Source organism: Streptomyces deccanensis (assembly GCF_022385335.1).
Taxonomy (GTDB): domain Bacteria; phylum Actinomycetota; class Actinomycetes; order Streptomycetales; family Streptomycetaceae; genus Streptomyces; species Streptomyces deccanensis.
Genome location: NZ_CP092431.1, coordinates 5,045,004 through 5,065,002 on the forward strand (window position 1 = coordinate 5,045,004; position 19,999 = coordinate 5,065,002).

General features: G+C 71.4%; 14 protein-coding genes and 1 tRNA gene. 12 read left to right on the forward strand and 3 right to left on the reverse strand.

The genetic code is table 11. The features are described 5' to 3' along the window. Positions 1 to 37: 37 nt before the first annotated feature. From L3078_RS22550 to fxsT, 3 genes are all read left to right on the forward strand, one after another. On the forward strand, positions 38 to 2,527 hold the full coding sequence (locus L3078_RS22550) for an FxsB family cyclophane-forming radical SAM/SPASM peptide maturase (protein ID WP_239755782.1): 2,490 nt from the start codon (positions 38 to 40) through the stop codon (positions 2,525 to 2,527). A gap of 172 nt (positions 2,528 to 2,699) precedes the next feature. Further along, positions 2,700 to 3,950 (forward strand): TIR-like protein FxsC, encoded by a 1,251-nt coding sequence (locus L3078_RS22555; RefSeq protein WP_239755783.1) that lies wholly within the window; start codon positions 2,700 to 2,702, stop codon positions 3,948 to 3,950. An 89-nt stretch (positions 3,951 to 4,039) separates the two neighbouring features. Then, positions 4,040 to 8,035 (forward strand): FxSxx-COOH system tetratricopeptide repeat protein, encoded by a 3,996-nt coding sequence (gene fxsT / locus L3078_RS22560; protein ID WP_239755784.1) that lies wholly within the window; start codon positions 4,040 to 4,042, stop codon positions 8,033 to 8,035. An 80-nt stretch (positions 8,036 to 8,115) separates the two neighbouring features. On the opposite strand, the gene L3078_RS22565 is transcribed toward fxsT, so the two are convergent. Further along, positions 8,116 to 8,562, reverse strand: coding sequence for an ATP-binding protein (locus L3078_RS22565; protein ID WP_239755785.1), 447 nt, complete (start codon positions 8,560 to 8,562; stop codon positions 8,116 to 8,118). 237 nt (positions 8,563 to 8,799) lie between these two features. On the opposite strand from L3078_RS22565, the gene L3078_RS22570 reads away from it, so the two are divergent. The 9 genes from L3078_RS22570 (at position 8,800) to L3078_RS22610 (ending at position 19,056) form a co-directional block, all read left to right on the forward strand. Beyond that, entirely contained in the window at positions 8,800 to 9,615 is an 816-nt protein-coding gene (locus L3078_RS22570; RefSeq protein WP_239755786.1) for a hypothetical protein, read from the forward strand. Positions 9,616 to 9,875: 260 nt separating this feature from the next. Continuing rightward, positions 9,876 to 10,622, forward strand: a complete 747-nt coding sequence (locus L3078_RS22575) for a YcnI family copper-binding membrane protein (RefSeq protein WP_239755787.1) — start codon at positions 9,876 to 9,878, stop codon at positions 10,620 to 10,622. A gap of 81 nt (positions 10,623 to 10,703) precedes the next feature. After that, the gene (locus L3078_RS22580; RefSeq protein WP_239755788.1) at positions 10,704 to 11,378 is read left to right on the forward strand and encodes an SCO family protein; all 675 of its coding nucleotides are present in this window, start codon (positions 10,704 to 10,706) and stop codon (positions 11,376 to 11,378) included. Beyond that, positions 11,375 to 11,845, forward strand: coding sequence for a copper chaperone PCu(A)C (locus L3078_RS22585; protein WP_239755789.1), 471 nt, complete (start codon positions 11,375 to 11,377; stop codon positions 11,843 to 11,845). Before L3078_RS22580 ends, L3078_RS22585 begins: the two co-directional genes overlap by 4 nt. Positions 11,846 to 11,859: 14 nt before the next feature. After that, positions 11,860 to 13,893: a copper resistance CopC/CopD family protein gene (locus L3078_RS22590; RefSeq protein ID WP_239755790.1), complete on the forward strand. Its 2,034-nt coding sequence runs from the start codon at positions 11,860 to 11,862 to the stop codon at positions 13,891 to 13,893. Between the two features lie 8 nt (positions 13,894 to 13,901). After that, the gene (gene efeB, locus L3078_RS22595) at positions 13,902 to 15,239 is read left to right on the forward strand and encodes an iron uptake transporter deferrochelatase/peroxidase subunit (RefSeq protein WP_239755791.1); all 1,338 of its coding nucleotides are present in this window, start codon (positions 13,902 to 13,904) and stop codon (positions 15,237 to 15,239) included. A gap of 122 nt (positions 15,240 to 15,361) precedes the next feature. Beyond that, positions 15,362 to 16,297, forward strand: a complete 936-nt coding sequence (gene pheA, locus L3078_RS22600; RefSeq protein ID WP_239755792.1) for a prephenate dehydratase — start codon at positions 15,362 to 15,364, stop codon at positions 16,295 to 16,297. Positions 16,298 to 16,867: 570 nt separating this feature from the next. Continuing rightward, complete coding sequence (serS, locus tag L3078_RS22605) at positions 16,868 to 18,145, forward strand: serine--tRNA ligase (protein WP_239755793.1); 1,278 nt, start codon at positions 16,868 to 16,870, stop codon at positions 18,143 to 18,145. Continuing rightward, a complete protein-coding gene (locus L3078_RS22610) occupies positions 18,142 to 19,056 on the forward strand; it encodes an HAD family hydrolase (protein WP_239755794.1) in 915 nt (304 codons plus the stop codon). Before serS ends, L3078_RS22610 begins: the two co-directional genes overlap by 4 nt. A 195-nt stretch (positions 19,057 to 19,251) precedes the next feature. Here L3078_RS22610 and L3078_RS22615 read toward each other — a convergent pair. Next, positions 19,252 to 19,335, reverse strand: a tRNA-Ser gene (locus tag L3078_RS22615). Positions 19,336 to 19,616: 281 nt separating this feature from the next. Continuing rightward, entirely contained in the window at positions 19,617 to 19,862 is a 246-nt protein-coding gene (locus L3078_RS22620; RefSeq protein ID WP_239755795.1) for an SGM_3592 family protein, read from the reverse strand. Between the last annotated feature and the right edge of the window lie 137 nt (positions 19,863 to 19,999).

Sequence of the window (19,999 nt, forward strand, 5' to 3'; positions counted from 1 at the left end):
CGGCCCCCACCACCCCCGCCGAGACCACCGACATCACATGACCGTCGAGACCGTCGAGACCGTCATGGGCCGACCGCTCCTGCCGTTGCGTCAGTTCGTGCTGAAGATGCACAGTCGCTGCGATCTCGCGTGCGACCACTGCTATGTGTACGAGCACGCCGACCAGAGCTGGAGCCGTCGGCCCGTGGTGGTGTCGGACGAGGTCCTGCGCCGCACGGCGGAACGCATCGCCGAACACGCCGGGGCGCACGGACTGACCACCGTCCACGTCGTCCTGCACGGCGGCGAACCCCTCCTCGCGGGCCGGGCCCGGTTGCGCAGGGCCGCGAGGGAGCTGACGACCGCCCTGAGCGGCGTGTGCGAGCTGGACCTGCGGATCCACACCAACGCCGTCACGCTCGACGAACGGTTCCTGGACCTGTTCGACGAGTTCGACATCAAGGTCGGTGTCTCGCTGGACGGCGACCGCGCGGCGAACGACCTGCACCGCCGCTACGCCGACGGGCGCAGCAGCCACGACCGCGTCCTCAGAGGCATCGCCCTGCTCAACCGGCCCCGCCACCGCCATCTCTTCGCGGGCATCCTCTGCACGATCGACCTCCGCAACGACCCGGTCGCCGTCCATGACGCGCTCGCCGCGCTCGCCCCGCCCCGCGTCGACTTCCTCCTCCCGCACGCCACCTGGGACGAGCCCCCCGCGCGCCCCGCCGAGGACACCGCAGGCACGGCGTACGCGCGCTGGCTGCTGGCCGTCCACGACCGTTGGACCGCGACCGGTCGCTCCATGGACGTCCGGGTGTTCGACTCGGTGCTGCGGACCCTGCGCGGCGAGAGCAGCCTGACCGAGTCGCTGGGGCTGGCGCCCACCGATCTCGCCGTGATCGAGACCGACGGGACCTTCGAACAGGCGGACTCCCTCAAGACCGCGCACGACGGGGCGCCCGCCACCGGACTGGACGTGTTCGGCAACTCCCTGGACGAGGTCGCCGCGCATCCGGGCATCGTGGCCCGGCAGCAGGGCCTGGACGGGCTGGCCGAGCAGTGCCGGGCCTGCCCGGTGGTGCGCTCGTGCGGCGGCGGCCTCTACGCCCACCGGTACCGCTCCGACGGCAGCGGCTTCCGCAATCCGTCCGTGTACTGCTCCGATCTGCTGTCCCTCATCACCGACCTCCGGGACCGTCATATGACCGACCAGTCCGCGCGGCCGGCGCTCGCCGACCACCATCTGGCCGAACTGGCCACCGGACGCGGCACGGGCGCCACCGTCGACCTGCTGGCCCGCCACCAACTCGCCCTCTCCCGCGAGCTGCTGGGCCTCGTCCGGCACGAGACGACGCTCGCGGCGGAGAAGGAGGCCGACGAGGAGGCGTGGGACACCCAGGCGGCGTGGGACACGCTGACCGCCCTCGACAGCGAGGCCCCGGAAGCCGTGGACCGCGTCCTGGCCCACCCCTATGTACGGTCCTGGGCGCTGAGTTCCCTCGGGGCCCGTCCGGCTCCGGGACCGAGCGGAGGCGTCGCGGAAGCCGCCGCGATCGCGGCACGTGGGATCGCGGCACGCGGGATGGCGGAGATCGCCGCCGCGGCGGCGCTGCGGGCCGGGCGCCGGGCATCGGTGGTCGTCCCGGTGCACGACGGGCTGTTGCGGCTGCCCACGCTCGGGACCCTGACGGTGGAGGCGGAGACCGGGCGAGCCCTGGTCCGCACGGACATCGACGGCTGCACCGTCCACGTGGACGACCGGACGTACGCGATCGACCGGTCGTACGCGATCGGCCGAGGCGGCCCCGGGGATCCCGCCTGGCGGGGCACCCGGCCGTTCGAACTGGACGGCTGGTCCGTGGCCCTGGAGGACACCGACCCCTGGCGGGACTGCCACGGACATCCCGCGCACCCCCGGCTCGCGGAGGTCGAGGCCGAGGCGTGGCGGGCCGACCTGACCGAGGCCTGGGCCTGGATCCGCCGCGAACTGCCCGCGTACGCGCCGGGGATCGCCGCCGGGCTCCGGGTGATCACCCCGCTCAGGCCGTCCCCCGAGGGTGCCGACATCAGCTCCGCCGCCCGCGACGCCTTCGGCGCGGTGGCCATCGCCCGCCCGTCCACGCCGGAGACCCTGGCGCTGCTCCTCGTCCACGAGTTCCAGCACGTGAAGCTGGGGGCCGTACTGGATCTCGTCGACCTGCACGACCCTGCCTGCGAGACGTTGTTCTACGCGCCCTGGCGTCCCGACCCGCGCCCGCTGGAGGGGTTGTTGCAGGGGACGTACGCGCATCTCGCGGTGGTCGACTTCTGGCGCGCCCGCTGGCGCGGCGGGGGCGGGCGGGAGGCCGAGGTGCGGTTCTCCCGGTGGCGGGACCAGACGGCGGAGGCGGTGGGGACGCTCGCGGGCTCGGGGGCGCTGACGGAGGCCGGGCAGCGGTTCGTCGCCGGGCTCGGGGAGGCGCTGGCGGCGGACGAGGTGAGCGCGGAGGCCCTGCGGGCGGCCCGGCAGGAGGCGGAGGAGCACCGGCGGGCCATGCGGCCGTAGGGGAGCAGGGTGGAAGCGGATGGGGAGCGCGGGGCCCCTTTGCTTCCGCTTACTTGTTCGAGAGCCGCGTGCCGGTGGGCCGATGCCGGGACATTGGGCCCGTTCGTCATATTCCACGTGCCCCTGCCCCCTTCCTACACTGAGGAAAGTCACCGGGCATCGGGGGGCATGGGTGCGAGGAGATGCGGCCAGGGGCGGCGGAAGCCCTTATTTCTTCCTCAGTTACGCGCACACGCCGCGAAACGACGCCGGTGACACCGATCCGAACATCTGGGTGAGAAAGCTCTACGACGGGCTGTGCGCGCACATCATGCAGATGACCGATCTGCCGCGCGGCGCACGGGCCGGTTTCCTGGACCAGGGCATGGCGGTCGGCACCCGGTGGACGGACGAGCTGTCGGAGAACCTCGCGCGCTGCAAGGTGTTCGTCCCCCTGTACTCACCGCGCTACTTCATCAGCGAGCAGTGCGGGCGGGAGTGGTGGGCGTTCAGCCAGCGGCAGATCAGCCACCGGGCCCGCGGCGGCGTCACCCGCGAGCACGCGATCATCCCCGCGTTATGGGTGCCCGTGGAACCCGCCCAATTACCGCACGCGGCCAAGGACCTGCAGTTCAACCATGTGTCCTTCGGCCAGGACTACGCGGAGGAGGGGTTCTACGGGCTCACCAAACTCCGGTACCTCAGGGACGAGTACGAGCGGGCCCTGTACCGGCTGGCCAAGCAGATCGTGCACGTCGCCAAGGTCACCGAGCTGGACGAGGGGCAGACGTACGACGACTACGAGTCGCTGCCCAGCGCGTTCGGCACGTCGGGCCACCCCCCGGAGTTCGACATCACGGTCATGGCGTGCACCCGCTCCGACCTGCCGCCCGGCCGTGAGCCCGACTGCTACGGGCAACTGCCGCGCGACTGGAACCCGTACCACCCGGCATCGACGCGCCCCCTCGGCGAACACGCGGCGGATCTGGTGCGCACCATGGACTACAAGGTCAACATCGGGGACTTCGAGAAGGACGCCGACCGGCTGCTCGGCCCCGGCCCGCCCCGCGCCCCCGGGCTGCTTCTGCTCGACCGGTGGGCCCTCGCCTCCGCGCGCGGCCGGGAGCTGATGGACCGGCTGTGCGAGGAGCAGCGGCCGTGGATCAGCGTGATGATCCCCCGGTGCGACGACGACGCCGGGCCCGCGCGGGAGAAGAGGCTGACGGCGCTCACCGAGAAGGCCCTGGCCGCGCGGACCACGGAGGGCAGCGGCCACCGGACCCTCAACGGCGGCATCCGCACCCTGGACGCCTTCGGCAACGAACTGCAGACGGCCGTGAAGCAGGCCGTCGCCTCCTACGAGGCACACGCACGGACCTATCCACCGGCGGGACCCCTCGTCGCACCCCCGCGGCTGCGGGGCCCGGACGACCTGGGCGGCTGAAACCCGGTGTCACCGGGGCGTGCGGAAGGACGTGCGGGAGTCGGGAGTACGGCAACAGCGGGTCGGACAGGGCGGAGGACGGCAGGCGCATGACGGAGAACCGCAACGGCACGGTCATCACGTTCTACTCGTACAAGGGCGGCACCGGCCGGACCATGACGCTCGCGAACGTGGCGTGGATTCTGGCCGCGGGCGGACACCGCGTCCTGGCCGTCGACTGGGACCTGGAGGCACCCGGTCTGCACAAGTTCTTCCACCCCTTTCTCAACCCGGCGATGCTCCGGGCCACCCCCGGCCTGAGCAACCTCATCGGCGACTACCGCCGGGAGGCGCTGCGCGACCTGCCCGACCGCGCCCCCGACTGGCACCGCAGGTACGCCCGTGTACGCCCGCACGCGCTGACCCTCGACTGGACGTTCCCCGAGGGCGGCAGCCTGGACTTCCTCTCCGCCGGGCGCCGGCACGACGACTACCCGGTGATCGGCAACATGGACTGGGAGCTCTTCTACGCCAGTTACGGCGGCGGCCGGTTCTTCGAGGCGATGCGCGCGGACATGCGGCGCCACTACGACTACACCCTGATCGACAGCCGTACCGGCCTCAGCGACCTCGCCGACGTCTGCACCGTGCAGATGCCCAACACCCTCGTCGTCTGCTACACCCTCAGCGGCCAGAGCATCGAAGGCGCCGCCGCCGTCGCGCAGAGCATCCGGGAGCGGTTCGGCCACAAGGGCATCCGCATCCTGCCCCTCGCCATGCGCATCGACCTCGGCGAGAAGGACAAGCTCGACGCGGGGCGCGCCCTGGCCCGGGAGCGCTTCGCCGGACTGCCCGCCGGCCTGGATGGCGACCGGCTGACCGACTACTGGTCGTCGATGGAGGTCCTCTACCAGCCGTACTACGCCTACGAGGAGATCCTGGCGGCCTTCGGCGACCCGCCGAAGACGGCCAACTCCATGCTGAGCGCCTGCGAACGGGTCACCTCCGTCATCACCGAGGGCCGGGTCACCCGGCTCCCCCTCATCGGCGAGGAGAAGCGGGCCCGGTACAAGGCCGCGTACACCCGCCGACGGCCGCTGCCCGTCTCCCGGCTGGTGCTGTACTACGTCTCCGAGGACCGCATGTGGGTCGACTGGCTGGAGTCGGTACTCCGGAACGCCGGCTTCGACGTGGCGCCGATGGACGTCCGGGCGCTGCCGCAGGACGCCGGGGGACTGCCGGGCGACGACGACCGGACGGCGTCCGGCGCCGAGGACGCGGCCGACGGCTCGGAGCGACTGCTCGCCGTGGTCTCCCCCGCCTTCCTCGACTCCCGGCGGGCGCGCCGGGCCTGGGAGGACGCCGTGCACGCCGACGGGCGCAAGCCGGGGAACCGGCCGGTGGCAGTCCGCGTCGACGACGTCCGGCTCAGCCTGCCGCACTCCTCCCGGGGCGCCATCGACCTCACCCGGCTCGACGAGGAACGGGCCCACCGGACCCTGCTGACGAGCCTCGACCACCCGGACGTCCTGTCCGCGCCGCCGGACGGCGGCGCCCGCTTCCCCAACACCGGCACCCGGATCTCCAACGTCCAGCCCCGCTACCCGTGGTTCACCGGCCGCTCACCGATCCTGGACCGGCTGCGCGAGCGCCTGGTCAGCGGCCGCTCCGGGCAGCGGCTGCCGCAGGTGCTGCACGGTCTGGGCGGGGTCGGCAAGTCCCAGCTGGCCCGTGAGTACGCCCACCGGTTCAAGGCGGACTACGACCTGGTGTGGTGGATCGACGCCGAGCAGCCGGACCTCGTCCTGCCCAAGGTGGCCGCCCTCGCGCAGGAGTTGGACCTGCCCGTCGGCGACGACGTCTCCGAGGCGGCCGAGGCGGCGATGAGAGCGCTCCGCCAGGGCGACCCGTGCGCCCGCTGGCTGCTGATCTTCGACAACGTCCCGGACCTGAACCGGGCGTTGCCGCTCTTCCCGGGCCAGGCGGCCCCGGTACGGGACCACGTGTACGGCCACATCCTGGTCACCACCCGCGATCGGCCCGGCTCGACGCTGGTCCAGTCGCTGGAGATGGAGGTCTTCACCCGCGAGGAAAGCGTGGAGCACCTGTGCCGCCGGGTGCCCGGACTGCGGGAGAACGACGCCGACCGGGTCGCCGACGCGCTGGGCGACCTGCCGCTCGCCGTGGAGGTCGCGGCGGCCTGGCTGGAGGCGACGGCCACACCGGTGGAGGAGTACATCGACCAGCTGCGGGAGCAGTCCACCCGGGTGCTGTCGGTGCAGGAGGCGGTGAACGCGGTCGAGTACCCGTCCTCCGTGGGCGCCACCTGGAACATCTCCATCACCCGGCTGCGCGAGGAGTCCCCGGCCGCGGCCCGGCTGCTCGAACTGTGCGCCTTCTTCTCGGCCGAGCCCATCTCCATGACCCTGATCAGCAGTGACGCGATGATCGACGCCCTGCTGCCGTACGACCGTGACCTGCGCGCCCGCTACATGCTCGGCCGCGTCACCCAGGCCCTGAACCGCTTCGCCCTCGCCAAGGTCGACTCCGCCGACAACTCCATCCAGGTGCACCGGCTGGTGCAGGCGGCGGTGCGGGACAGCCTGGACCCCCAGCGGTACGTGGAGACCATCCACGAGGTGCACCGCATCCTCGCCGCCGCCCGGCCGCGCGAGGGCGCCGTGGACGATCCCGCGCAGTGGCTCGGGTTCGAGGTGATCTGGCCACATCTGATGCCCTCGAACATCCGCGAGTGCGCGGAGGAGGAGCCCCGTCAGCTGATGGTGGACCGCGTCCGCTACCTGGGGAAACGCGGCGAACTGCAGGCGGCCCGCGACCTGGCCACCGACCTCGACGAGCTGTGGACCAACGAGATCCTCGACGCGGACGACGAGCAGGTCCTCAACCTCCGCTTCCAGCTGGCCAACGTGATGCGCTCCCAGGGCGACTACCAGGCCGCGCGGGCGATGGACGAGCGGACCCTGGACGGCCAGCGCCGGCTGCTCGGCGAGGACCATCCGAACATCCTGATGACCTCGGGCAGCCTGGCCGCCGACCTCCGCGCGCTGGGCCGCTACAAGGAGGCGCTCGACCTGGACCTGCGCATCCACCTGGGCTTCAAGGAGATCTTCGGCGACGACCATCCCCGTACGCTCTCGGCGGCCAACAACCTGGCCATCGACCTGCGGCTGGCCGGCGACAGCGAAGCCGCCCGCCGGCTCACCGAGGACACGGTCCGCCGCCGCACCGCGCTGCTCGGTCCGACCCATCCCTACACGCTCGCCACCAAGGGGCACCACGCGCGCGACCTGCGCGACCTGGGGGATTACCGGACCTCCGCCGAGCTGCTGCGCGAGGTCCGCGAAGGCTTCGAACAGGTGTTCAATCCGGGGGTGCCCGAGGTGTTGCAGGCCGACAAGAGCCTCGCGGTCTCCCTGCGCAAGGCGGGCCGTACCGCCGAGGCGCTGCGGATCACCGAGGAGACCTGGAAGACGTACGCCCGCTACCACGACCGCTACGGCAGCACCATCCCCGAGATCCTGGCCTGCGGGCTCAACCTGGCCGCGGACTACTACGCCACGGATCCCGAGGACGGCCCGGCGCGGGCGGTCCACCAGGTCGAGGAGGTGCTGGACGGGTACCAGGACTCGTTCGGCATCGAGCACCCGTTCACCATGTACTGCTACAACAACCTCGCCATGTACCACCGGGCCCTCGGCGACATCGAGAAGGCGGAGGAGCTGAGCCGTCACGCCCGCGACTGCCTGGCCGCCACGCTCGGCGACGACCACCCGGCCGTGCTCTCCGCCGGCCTCAACCTGGCCAACGCCTACGGGGACCGGGGCCTGTACGACCACGCCGAGCGCTCGGAGCGCCAGGCCGTGGAGGGGCTGCGGCGACGGTTCGGCGCCGACCACCCCGATGTGCTGGTCGGCATGGGCAATCTGGCGATCACCCTGCGGGACACGGGGCGGGACGAAGCCGTACGGCTCCAGGAGAAGGCGGCGACCCGGCTGGCCCAACTCCTGGGCCGGAGCCACCCGGTGACCACGCTGGTACGCGGCTGGCAGCGGGTGGGGAGGGATTTGGAGCCGCATCAGATCTGAGGCGGGGGTCGCGGAGGCGTGGGGGGTCCGGAAGCCGTGGGGCCCGGCAGATCGTGGGCCCCGGAGGAGCGGCGTGGGGGCTAGACGGCTACCAGGGGTGCGCCGTCGCGCCACTTCAGGATCTTGTCGAAGCTGACGATCGCGCCGCCGTGGCCCGATTTGTTGCCGATGTGGACGTGGTCGGCGAGCTCCCGGATGAGACAGAGGCCGCGGCCGTCCTCGGCGTCGGTGGGGGCGGGGCGGACCGGGTGGCGGTGCGGGAAGCCGGGGCCGGAGTCGACGACCTCGATCCGGCACTTCTCCCCGTCGAGGTACGCGGTCACCCGGTACGCCTCGGTGGTGGTGCCGGCCGGGATCGCGCCGCCGTGCTCGACCGCGTTGGCACAGGCCTCGCTGAGGGCGATGGAGAGGTCGTAGGAGACGTCCGGATCGACGCCCGCGGTCTCCATCGTGCCGATCAGCAGCCGTCGGGCGAGCGGCACGCTCGCAGCCTCACGCCGCAAATGGAGGGACCACCAGATGCTCATGCTCCAGCCTCCTGGCCGCGGCTCGACATACCGTTACGTATTGCCGCCAAGAGCCACGCGCAATCGCCCGGAACCCGTCTCTCCGCCCATACGGCGGATGCGCCCCCCGAACATCCGGTGTATGCGCACTGAACGCTTCCAAATCCCTCACCTGAACACCGCCCCCTCCCTCCCCGTACCTCCACCCATGAACCCGCCGACCCCTGCGGAGCGCCCCGGTGGGATGATGGGCCCGCCATGACTGCCCCCCACCCCCACCGCGCGCCCGCGACGCGCCGCACCCGCGCCGGAGGGGACCTCCGGTTCCTGCGGGCCGCGGTGTTCGCCGCGGTCTGCGTCGTGCTGGCCGGGGCCGGACACGCGCTCGCCTCGTGCGCGACGGTCCCGCTGTGGAGCCTGGGCGTCGGTTTCATCGGCACCTTCTGCGTCGCCGCCCCGCTCGCCGGCCGGCGGCGCTCGCTCCCCGGCATCGCGGCACTGCTGGCGGTGGGCCAGACCGTGCTGCACATCCTGTTCGGCCTGAACCAGCACGGAACCGCGGCCGCGTCCCGCACCACGGAAGCCATGGACGCCGCGCTCATCGAGCGCGCCGCCCGCTTCGTGTGCGGCACGACCGCCGCGGCCCTGAGCCCCACGCAGGCCCGGCGCATCCTCGTCGACGCCGGGGTCGGCGGCACACACGTCGCGCACGACCCGGCGGACGCCATGACGACCGTGCCGGGCTCCTCCGCCGCGCTGCTGCCGTCCCTGCCCATGCTGCTCGGCCACGTCCTCGCGGCCGTGGCCGCCGGGTGGGTCCTGCGCCACGGCGACCTCGCACTGCTTCGTCTGACCCGGCTGGCGACCGAGGAGCCGCTCGTACGGTCCCTGCGCGGCGCGCTCGCGCTGGCGCGGGCCCTGCGATCCGGGCTCCCGGGCACGCCGGAGGCCGTTTCGCGCGCCCCGCACACCAGCCACGCCGCGCCCGCCGCACTCCGGACGACCACGCTCCAACACGCCCTCGTCCGCCGCGGCCCGCCGACCGCCGCACCGGACTTCACCCTCGCCGCCTGACCCGACGCACGCTCACTCCACACCTGGGAGAGGGAGTCCGTCGGCGCCCGGCGTCGAGACCCGCGCACCCGCTGCCCACTCCAGGCCCAGCGGCCTCGGCTGTCGGACATCGACTTTCGGCTGTCGGTGTCGGCTGTTCGATCGGCTGTCGGCTCGGTCATCGGCTGTCGGCCATCGGCTCGGCGCGCGGTGTCCCTCGTCCTCGCCTCTCCCTTATTCACCCGCACTTTCCTCTCACTCACTGTGGAGTGTCACCAGTCATGAAGGCTTCTCGTATCGCCGCCGTCGGCGCCCTCGCCGGCTCGGCCGTCCTCCTCCTGTCCGGCCCCGCGTTCGCGCACGTCAGCGTCGCGGCGGAGGGCACGGCGGCCAAGGGCGGGTACGCGACCGTCAACTTCAAGGTCCCCAACGAGCGCGACGACGCCACGACCACCAAGCTCGAGGTGAACTTCCCGACGGACCACCCGCTCGCCTCGGCCCAGCCGGAGGCCGTCCCCGGCTGGAAGATCCAGGTCACCAAGGCCAAGCTCGACAAGCCGCTCGAACTGCACGGTGAGCAGATCGACGAGGCCGTCTCCAAGATCACCTGGACCGCGACCGGCGACGGCATCGCGACGGGCTTCTTCCAGAAGTTCCCGGTCTCCATCGGCCAGCTCCCCGAGAACACCGACGAACTGGTCTTCAAGGCCATCCAGACGTACTCCAACAAGGACGTCGTCCGCTGGATCGAGGTCCCGCAGGAAGGCCAGGACGAGCCCGAGAACCCGGCACCCGTGCTCGCGCTGTCCGCCGCGTCCGACGACCACCACGGCTCGTCCGGCGCCTCGAACGCCTCCGACGACTCGAAGAACGCCGACGACGCCGAGGCCGCGTCGAAGGAGACCGCCGCCGCGCCCGCCGACAGCAGCGACACCACCGCCCGCGTTCTCGCCGTCGTCGGCATCGTCGTCGGCGCCGCGGGCGTGGCGTACGGCGTCCTGGCCGGCCGCCGGCGCACGACCGCCTGAGCCTCCGGCTTCCCGGCCCTTCCCTCGGCGCGCGCGGGTACGCCCGTGCGCGCCGGGGCACGAACCAACTGGACATTTCTCATGCGCACGCACACCCACAAGAAGACGCTGGCGGCCGGTGCCCTGCTGGTCGCGGCCGTCCTCGGCCTCTCGGCCTGCGGCACGGGCGACAGCTCCACCACCTCCGTCGCCGAGGTCTCCGACACCGGTCCCCAGAAGCACTACACGGTCCTCGACCAGCCGTTCACCAAGCCGGACCTGGTCCTCACCGACACGAACGGCAAGTCGTACGACCTCCGCAAGGAGACCGCGGGCAAGCCGACGCTGATCTACTTCGGCTACACCAACTGCCCCGACGTCTGCCCGCTCACCATGAACAACCTCGCGGTCGCCAAGAAGGAGATCGCGAAGAAGGTACCGAAGGAGGAGCTGGCGAACCTGCGGCTCGTCTTCGTCACCACCGACCCGGAGCGCGACACCTCGGCCGAACTGGGGAAGTGGCTCAAGGGCATCGACTCCGAGATCGTCGGCCTGACCGGCGACTTCGACGACATCCAGGCCGGCGCCCGCACCCTCGGCATCTCCATCGCCCCGCCGACCAAGGACAAGAACGGCAAGACCGTCTCCGAGCACGGCACCCAGGTCATTGCGTTCTCGCCGAAGACCGACGGCGGCTATGTGCTGTACGACGACAATGCCACCGTGCAGGACTACGAGCAGGGCCTGCCGAAGCTGCTCAAGGGCGAGAACCCGTGAGACCACTGACCGGCCCCGTCCTGATCACCGCCGCCGCGCTGGTCGCCCTGTCCGGCTGCGGCTCCTCCGACTCCTCCTCAGGCGACTCCTCCGCGGCGGAGCTGTCTGTGAAGGCGGCCTACATGCCGCAGCCCGTCACGGACTCCCTGGCCGCCGGTTACCTCGTCATCGAGAACGACGGCGGTACGGCGGACGAGCTGACCTCCGTCACCAGCGACCTCGCCCAGGACGTCACGGTGCACGAGACGGCCGGGCAGTCGATGCGGGAGGTCGCGGGCCTGAAGGTCCCGGCCGACGGCGAACTCGTCCTGGAGAGCGGCGGAAACCACCTGATGTTCGAGAACCTGAAGCGCAAGCCGAAGGAAGGCGAGACGGTGTCCCTGCGGTTGAACTTCACCAAGTCCGAGGCCATCACGGTCGAGATGCCCGTGAAGTCGGCGACGTACCAGCCGACCAGCGGTCACTGAGGGAGGTAGCACCGGTGAGCCGGTTGAGGCCGTTGCTGTTGCTGTTGTTCGCCACCGTCGGAGCGCTGCTCGCCGGTGCCGTGCCCGTCTCCGCGCACGCCGCGCTGACGGGCAGCGACCCGCAACAGGGGTCCGTGGTCCAGGAGGCACCGGACCAGGTGTCGCTCACCTTCTCCGAGAAGGTCGCGGTGTCCGACGGCTCGGTGCGCGTGTACGACCCCAAGGGCAAGGAGGCCGACACCGGCGAGGTCACCGACCTGGGCGGCAACAGCTACGCCGTCGGGCTGCACTCGGGCCTGCCCGACGGCACGTTCACCGTCACCTACCAGGTCGTCTCGGCGGACAGCCACCCCGTCTCCGGCGCCTTCACCTTCTCGGTGGGGGCGCCGTCCAAGACGACGGTCGCGGTACCCGAGCAGGGGGCCGGCGGTGGGCTCGTCGGCGGCCTCTACGGCTTCGCGCGCTATCTGTCGTACGCCGGTTTCATCCTGCTGGTCGGCGGCGCGGCCTTCGTGCTGGCCTGCTGGCAGCGCGGGGCCGGGGTACGGCCCGTGCAGCGGCTCGTGGTCTCCGGGTGGCTCACGCTGACCACGGCCACCCTCGCGATGCTACTGCTGCGCGGCTCCTACACCGGTTCCGGCAAGCTCGGCGACATCGTCGACCTCGACCTCCTCAGCCAGGTCCTGCAGACGAAGACCGGCGCCGCCCTCGTCTCCCGACTCCTGCTCCTCGCCGCGGCGGCACTCTTCATCGCCGTGCTCTTCGGCGCGTACGCCCGACGGGACGAGGAGACCGAGGACGACGAAGACACCGAGGACACGACCGACTCCGAGCCGGCATCCGAAGGGGACGCCGACTCCGAAAAGGACACCGACTCCGCACACGACGCGGACTCCGAGAAGGACGACGTGTCCCTCCAGCGGGACCTCACCTTCGGGCTGGCCATCGGCGGGGGCGTGGTCGCGGCCGGGCTCGCCGCGAGCTGGGCGATGGCCGAGCACGCCTCGACCGGTATCCAGACCGGCCTCTCGATGCCCCTGGACGTCCTGCACCTGCTGGCCGTCGCCGCCTGGCTGGGCGGCCTCGCGACGCTGCTCGTGGCTCTCTTCCGGGCACCCGTCGACGCGCAGATCGAGACCGGTGCCGTACGACGGTTCTCCCGGGTCGCCTTCGGCAGTGTGCTCGTACTGACCGCGACCGGGATCTACCAGTCGTGGCGCCAGGTCGGCAGCTGGTCCGCGCTGACCGGCACGTCGTACGGGCAGCTCCTCCTCGTGAAGATCGGCCTGGTGGCCGTACTGGTCGGGATCGCCTGGATCTCCCGCCGCTGGACGTCGCAGCTGGCGGAGGCGCCGACGGCGGTGGACACCGAAGCCGCCGAGGCGAAGGAGCCGGTGACCGCGCACGCCACAGGCGGCTCCACGAAGGCGACCGGCGAGGGTTCCGGGCGGGCCGCGCAGAGCGAGGGCTCCGAGCGGGCCGCTCAGCTCGCCCGGCAGCGGGCGGCGATGGCGAGCGCGCGCGAGAAGCGGATGCGGAACGCGGATCCGGGCCGTACGGGGCTGCGTCGGTCCGTGCTGGCGGAGGCGGGCGTCGCCGTCGTCCTGCTCGCCGTCACGACGGTGCTGACAGCCACCGAACCGGGGCGCACGGTGGAGGAGGCCGAGGCGGCCAAGGCTGCCGTGACGCAGCAGGACGAGACGTCGGGGGCGCTGGCGCTGGACATGTCGTTCGACACCGGGGGCAAGAACGGCCAGGGCGTGGCCCGGCTGCAGATCGACCCCGCGCGGGTGGGCGCCAACGAGATGCACGTCTATGTCCAGCGGCCCGACGGCAAGCCCTTCGACGTCCCCGAGGTGAAGGTCGCCTTCACCCTGGAGGCCAAGAAGATCGGCCCCCTGCCCGTGGTCCCCGACCGCGTCACCACCGGCCACTGGACGGCGAGTGGCGTACAGATCCCCATGGCGGGCGACTGGAAGATCGAGATCACCGTACGGACATCCGAGATCGACCAGGTCACCGTCAGCAAGAACGCGAAGATCGGCTGAAACACACCATGGCTGACCAGAACCTCGTCGAAGACGGCTCCGCCGTGCCGACGAGACAGGAAGACCCGGCCCCCGGGGACCTCGCGAACGGAACCGTCTCCCGGCGCCGTCTGCTCGGCACGGCCGGCGCGACCGGCCTCGCACTGGGTGTGGCGGGGGCCGCCGGGGGCTATGCGGCCGGTTCCGCCTCCGCGTCCTCCTCCGAGAAGGTCACCCCCCTGTCCTCCCTCGGTGCGGGGGAGGTGATGTTTCACGTGAAACATCAGCCGGGGATCACCACCCCGCTCCAGGCCCGAGGCCATCTCGTCGCCTTCGACCTGGCCGCCGGGGCGGGGCGCAAGGAGGCGGCCGCTCTGCTGCGCCGCTGGTCGGACACGGCCCGACGGCTGATGGCGGGCGAGCCCGCGGCTCAGGACGACACCGACATCGCCCTCGACGCGGGCCCCTCGTCCCTGACGATCACCTTCGGCTTCGGCCACAGCTTCTTCGCCCGTACCGGTCTGGAGAAGCAGCGCCCGGAGTCCCTGGACCCGCTGCCGGACTTCTCCTCGGACCAGCTCGACAAGGCGCGCAGCAACGGCGATCTGTGGGTGCAGATCGGGGCGGACGACGCCCTCGTCGCCTTCCACGCCCTGCGCGCGATCCAGAAGGACGCGGGCGGCGCGGCCCGAGTGCGGTGGCAGATGAACGGCTTCAACCGTTCGCCGGGTGCCACGGCCCACCCCATGACCGCCCGCAATCTGATGGGGCAGGTCGACGGCACGCGCAACCCGAAGCCGACCGAGTCCGACTTCGACGAGCGGATCTTCGTGCCCGAGTCCGCCTCACCGAGCACCTCCGGCGACCCCGCGTGGATGGCGAACGGCTCCTACGCGGTCGTGCGCCGTATCCGCATGCTGCTCGACGACTGGGAGCAGCTCTCGGTCAAGGAGCAGGAGAACGTCATCGGGCGCCGGAAGTCCGACGGCGCGCCGCTGAGCGGGGGTGCGAAGGCGACGGAGACGACCGCGATGGATCTGGAGAAGACGGACGCCCAGGGCAATCTCCTCGTCCCGATCAACGCGCACGCCCGCATCACCCGCCCCGACCAGAACGGCGGCGCGGCCATGCTCCGCCGCCCGTTCTCCTTCCACGACGGCATCGACGCGAAGGGCGTCCCTGACGCCGGTCTCCTCTTCGTCTGCTGGCAGGCCGACCCCCTGCGGGGTTTCGTCACCGTCCAACGCAAGCTCGACCGCGGCGACGCGCTGTCGAAGTTCATCCGCCACGAGTCGAGCGGCCTCTTCGCGGTGCCGGGGGGCGCGGCGGAGGGGGAGTACGTGGGGCAGCGGCTGCTGGAGGGCTGACAGCCGGGCTGTCCGGCCGGGCCACCGGACCGGGCGTCGGGCGGGGCTGTCGGGCCGAGGGTCGGGCGGGGCTGTCGGGCCGAGGGTCGTACGGCCGGACCGAGGCCCATTAGGGTGAGTCCATGCCAGCCAGCTACGTGTACCTCGGCCCCGAGGGCACCTTCACCGAGGTCGCCCTGCGCACGCTGCCGGAGTCCGCGACCCGCGAGCTCGTCCCGATGGTGTCCGTGCCCGCCGCACTCGACGCCGTCCGCAACGGCGAGGCCGAGGCCGCGTTCGTCCCGATCGAGAACTCCGTGGAGGGCGGCATCACGACCACGCTCGACGAGCTGGTCGCCGGCGCCCCGCTGATGATCTACCGCGAGGTGCTCCTCTCGATCACCTTCGCGCTCCTGGTCCGACCGGGCACCCAGCTCTCGGACATCAAGACGGTCACCGCCCACCCGGCCGCTCAGCCGCAGGTCCGCAACTGGATGAAGGCCAACCTCCCGCCCGACGTCGTCTGGGAGTCCGCCGCCTCGAACGCCGACGGCGCCCGTCTCGTCCAGGAGGGCCGTTACGACGCCGCCTTCGCCGGCGAGTTCGCGGCCTCGCGGTACGGCCTTGAGGCCCTGGAGACCGAGATCCACGACGCGGAGAACGCCCAGACCCGGTTCGTCCTGGTCGGCCGTCCCGCCCGGCCCGCCGCCCCGACCGGCTCCGACAAGACGTCCGTCGTCATCTGGCAGCGCGACGACCACCCCGGCGGACTGCGCGACCTGCTCGGCGAGTTCGCCGTCCGCGGTGTCAACCTCATGCTCCTGCAGTCCCGCCCGACCGGCGAGGGCATCGGCAACTACTGCTTCGCCATCGATGCCGAGGGCCATATCTCCGACCGGCGGGTGGCGGAGGCGCTGATGGGCCTCAAGCGGGTCTGCCTCCAGGTCCGCTTCCTCGGTTCGTACCCGCGTGCGGACGCCGCCACCGCGAAGGTCCGGCCCACGCTGCCGGGCACCTCCGACGCCGAGTTCGTGGCCGCGTCGGACTGGGTGGCGCGCTGCCAGGACGGCCGCTTCTGATCCGGCCCGCCGCCGGTGCTACCTGCTTATTTTCTTTGTCCACAGAAGTTATCCACAGGGCACCTTCTCGACCTGGGGACAAGTCGACAACACAGCCCCACTCAGTCGACAAATCCCCTTCGCGGACCTCGCTGTGTCCACAACCCCGTAGGTCACCCTTCGTCCACGTGTTTCCTCACGTCAATCCTTTAGAGCGACCCATTCCCCCGCCAATCCACTCGAAAGTGGGCGTGACGGTGGTTTGACTCGGGAATCCTCAAGGCGGAGCCCGATATCCCCGGTGATCTTTCTCGAAGTCCACAGATCTTTCGCACAGCCTGTGGATAACTTTGCGGCACCGCGGGTTCCTGTGGACGACCGAACCCCAAGTCCCTTGCCGCGCAAGGGAGTCGAGTCAACCAGGTGCCGCACGCCTGCCCCCTTTCAGGGGGTTACCCCGTGGTTCATTGACTTTCACCGGCATCCGTCAGGACGACTCGACGTGATCGACATTCCGCGCAATAGCCCCCATAAAGGGCGTACCGCGAATTCAAGTCGTGGGCCGGAACCACGCACCGGTAGCCTTGAGGGGTGATTGACCTTCGCCTGCTCCGTGAGGACCCCGACCGTGTGCGCGCGTCCCAGCGCGCCCGTGGAGAGGACGTCGCGCTCGTCGACTCCCTCCTGTCCGCCGACGAGCGGCGCAGGTCGTCCGGCGTCCGCTTCGACGAGCTCCGCGCCGAGCAGAAGTCGCTCGGCAAGCTGATCCCCAAGGCCTCCGCCGACGAGAAGGCCGAGCTGCTCAAGCGCGCGGAACAGCTCAAGGCCGACGTCAAGGCCGCCGACGCCGAGCGCGACGCGGCCGACAGCGAGACCCAGGAGCTCCTCCTCCAGCTGGGCAACCTCGTCCACCCCGACGTCCCCGTCGGCGGCGAGGAGGACTTCGTCACGCTGGAGACGCACGGCGACATCCGTGACTTCGCGGCCGAGGGCTTCGAGCCCAAGGACCACCTGGAGCTCGGCACGATCCTCGGCGCCATCGACACCGAGCGCGGCGCCAAGGTCTCCGGCTCGCGCTTCTACTTCCTGACGGGTATCGGCGCCCTCCTCGAACTCGCCCTGGTCAACGCGGCGATCGCCCAGGCCACCGCAGCCGGCTTCACCCCGATGCTGACCCCGGCGCTGGTCCGCCCGCAGTCCATGGCCGGCACCGGTTTCCTCGGCCAGGCCGCCCAGGACGTCTATCACCTCGACAAGGACGACCTGTACCTGGTCGGCACGTCCGAGGTCGCGCTCGCGGCGTACCACATGGACGAGATCATCGACGCCGACCGCCTCCCCCTGCGCTACGCGGGCTTCTCCCCCTGCTTCCGCCGCGAGGCCGGTTCGCACGGCAAGGACACCCGGGGCATCTTCCGCGTCCACCAGTTCGACAAGGTCGAGATGTTCTCGTACGTCGCGCCGGAGGACTCGCAGGCCGAGCACCAGCGCCTGCTGGACTGGGAGAAGCAGTGGCTGACGTCGCTCGAACTGCCCTTCCGGGTCATCGACGTCGCCTCCGCCGACCTCGGCTCCTCGGCCTCGCGCAAGTTCGACTGCGAGGCGTGGATCCCGACCCAGGGCAAATACCGCGAGCTGACCTCGACGTCCGACTGCACGGAGTACCAGTCGCGCCGACTGCAGATCCGCTTCCGTGACGGCAAGCAGGTCAAGCCGCTGGCCACGCTCAACGGCACGCTCTGCGCCGTCCCGCGCACCATCGTGGCGATCCTGGAGAACCACCAGCAGGCCGACGGATCGGTCCGCGTCCCCGAGATCCTCCGCCCCTACCTGGGCGGCCGCGAGGTGCTGGAGCCGGTAGCCAAGTGAGCGAAGCGGCAGCCACCGGGGGCTCCACGGACTCCGGCGAGACCACGATGTCCGCAGCCCTCGGGGCGTCCGTCGCCGAGGGCTCTGCGGTCTCCGAACCGTCCGCGACACTCCCGGGCTTCCCGTACAAGCTGATCGCGACCGACCTCGACGGAACGCTTCTCCGCTCCGACGACTCGGTCTCCCGGCGCACCCGTGAAGCGCTCGCCGCGGCCACCGCGGCGGGCGCCGCCCACATCGTCGTCACCGGCCGGGCCGTCCCCTGGACCCGCCACATCCTCGACGACCTCGGCTACCGGGGACTGGCCGTCTGCGGCCAGGGCGCACAGGTCTACGACGCCGGGGAGCACCGGCTGCTCACGGCGGTCACCCTGGACCGGCAGCTCGCCGCGGTCGCGCTCGCCAAGATCGAGGCGGAGGTCGGCCCCCTGCACCTGGCCGCCAGCCGCGCGGGCCTGGCCGGCGAGATCCTGGTCGGCTCGGGGTACGCCCTGCACGGCTCGCTCCCCACCACTCCGCTCACGGACGTGTCCGAGCTCTGGGCGGCCCCGCTGAACAAGATCTACATACAGCACCCCACGCTGACCTCCGACGAACTCACCGAGGCCTCCCGCCAGGCCGCCGGCGGCTTCGTCACGGTCGCCATGGCCGGCGAGGGCATCGTCGAGCTGCTCCCCCTCGGCCTCACCAAGGCCACCGGTCTCTCCCTCGCCGCCCGCCGCCTCGGCGCGAAGCGCACGGACACCATCGCCTTCGGCGACATGCCCAACGACATCCCCATGTTCACCTGGGCCGCCCACGGCGTGGCCATGGCCAACGCCCACGTCGACCTCAAGGCTGTCGCCGACGAGGTGACCTCCTCGAACGAGGACGACGGCATCGCCGAGGTACTCGAACGCCTGCTCCCCTGAGCACGCACACCACCGCCCTCGCCGCGACGACGGCGAGGGCGTGTGGAAGTGGGGACGGAGTGGACCTTGCGCTCGCTCGGCGCGGACCACCTGGGCGCCGACAGCCGGCGTCCGGAGCCCCGCCACAGCTCACGAGCCTCTCCACACGTACCCCAGGCCCCACGACCCGGCCACGTCACAGCGACAGCGAAACGGCGGAGGATGCACGGATCGAACGTGCGCGGGCAGAACCCGACCACGGCTTAGCAAGCCGGTGCCTTACCACTCGGCCAATCCTCCGGGTGGGCGGCCCACGCGAAGCGATTCGCGTGCTCGAAGCGGCCGCCCCGGGCAGCTCCCCACTGGGGGACGGACTCGACGGAGGGGTGACTACTCCGGAGTCCGCCGTGAGCTGCCCTGCGGGGAACTCGACGTACTGCGCCTGAAGGACAGCATCGCCGGGCTCCTCTCCCAGTACGTGGCGCCGCTCGATCCGGCGACCTGGACATCAACCACTGTGCCCGGCGACCGAGTTGCCCGCCACCGAATATCGGCCGCCGGCCCCCGGCCACTCCGAACGGTCACCGGCGGCGCCACTTGCGGCGTCGTGCCTTGCTGAAGAACCACCCGGCGGGCGGCTCGTCCGAGCGCCAGGGCTGGGGATCCGGGGCCTGTCGCCGCCACCGCGCCGTCAACATCCGGGCCCGCGCCGACGGTTCGGCCGTCTCGGCGGACCGTATGAAGTCGTCGTCCAGCACGAGGTCGTCCCAGACGTCCTCACCCGTGCCCCGCGTCTCGCCGCCGTCGGCCGAACCCTCCGCCGCCATCCCCGTGCCTCCCGCCCTCCGGCCGCCCTTCCTGGCCGCGTATGTCCCGCTTCTGTCCCGTGTATCCGTCCTGCCCAGTCTGCCTGGACGCGTGTCAAGCCGCCGTCAAGGTCGGAGGAGGGGCCTCCGGGGCGAAG